The sequence below is a fragment of the Nonomuraea sp. NPDC052129 genome (assembly GCF_040680095.1).
Taxonomy (GTDB): domain Bacteria; phylum Actinomycetota; class Actinomycetes; order Streptosporangiales; family Streptosporangiaceae; genus Nonomuraea.
This window is the reverse complement of the sequence record NZ_JBFAVX010000088.1, coordinates 1-1,520: the sequence shown is the minus strand read 5'-3', so window position 1 is coordinate 1,520 and position 1,520 is coordinate 1. Positions and strand designations below refer to the sequence as shown.

The window sequence follows — 1,520 nt, the reverse complement described above, 5'->3', positions numbered from 1 at the left end:
GGCGATGTCGAGTTCGATGAGTGCTTCGCGCCAGCCGATGGTGCGCTGTCCTTCGATCAGGCGGGCGGTGCTGGGCGAGTTCTTGATCTTTCCGGTTTTCTCCTTGTGCGCTGCGCGTTCGCGGGCGCGTTTGTCCTCGATGTTGATGATGGCCAGCCAGAGGAGCTTGACCACGGCGTCGTCCCCTGGGAAGTGCCCGCGGGCCTTGGTGACCTTGCGCAGCTGGTAGTTCAGCGACTCGATGCCGTTGGTGGTGTAGAGCAGCTTGCGGACGGCCGGGGAGAAGGCGAAGAACGGCGTGAAGCGGTCCCATGCGGTCTCGAACACGCGAGCCGCCTGCGGATACCTCTCGCCCCAGGTGGAGACGGTGAAATCGGCCAGGGCGTCGAAGGCGGCCTCCGCGGTGGGCGCGGTGTAGATCTTCTTGAGTTCGGCAGCCACCGCGGCGCGGTCGCGGCGGGCGACCGGCCGCAGCGCGTTGCGGATCATGTGAACGACGCAGGTCTGCACGGTGGTGTGCGGGAAGGCGTGGTGGATGGCGTCTTCGAAGCCGTTCAGGCCGTCGGTGCAGGCGATGAGGATGTCGCGCACTCCGCGGTTGCGCAGGTCTGTCATCACTGAGGTCCAGAAGCGGGCCGATTCGCCTGCAGTGGCGGCATCGAGCGGGGTCTTGGCCAGCCAGATGCCCAGGACGTGCTTCTCGCCGTCGGCGTCGATGCCGACGGCCAGGTAGGCGGGCTTGGCCTGGACGCTGTGGTTGTCGCGGACTTTGACCACGATGGCGTCCAGGAACAGCACCGGGTAGACGGCATCCAGTGGCCGGGCTTGCCAGGCGCGGACCTCTTCGAGTACGGCGTCGGTGATGTTGGAGATGGCCTCGTGCGACAGTTCGGTGTCGTAGATCTGGCGCAGGTGGTGCTGGATGTCGCGGACGCTCATGCCGTGCGCGTACAGGCTGATGATCATGTCGTCCAGGCCGCCGGAGACGCGGCCGGCGCGCTTGGGCACCAGCATCGGCTCGAAGGTGCCGGCCCGGTCTCGGGGTACGGCCAGCCGGACCGGCCCCACCCCGGTCTGCACCGTCTTGCCGATCCTGCCGTTGCGGGAGTTGCCGCTCCCGTGGCCGGCCGGATCATGCTTGCCATAGCCCAGATGCGACGACAGTTCGGCCTCCAGCGCGCGTTCCAGCACCGCCTTGACCAGCTCGCCGAGCATCGAGCCCTCACCCGTCAGCCGCAGTCCGCCCGCACCGTCGCGCGAGCGCTCTAGCAGCAGGTCCAGCACCTGATCGCCGAGCAGGTCCCGCAACGGCACCTGGCCGTCACGATGGGGGGATTTTTCCCCGCCATGATGAGCAGCCGCCCTCAGCAGCGCCGATGCGTCATCGTGTCCGTCTTGCCCCACCGCGGCCAGCGCGGTTCTTCCCCGTGTCGTGGACATGATCGTGTTTTCCCCCGAGATGGTGAATGATCTTTACAGACTTCCGTCTACGTTCGGTGATCATTTCCACACCTAGAGTG

Annotated in this window: 1 pseudogene; it reads right to left on the bottom strand. The window is 66.5% G+C overall.

Going from position 1 to position 1,520, the window contains the following annotated elements:
- A pseudogene (locus AB0L53_RS59280) lies at positions 1-1,245 on the bottom strand (IS256 family transposase); the annotation flags it as partial.
- Positions 1,246-1,520 lie beyond the last annotated feature (275 nt).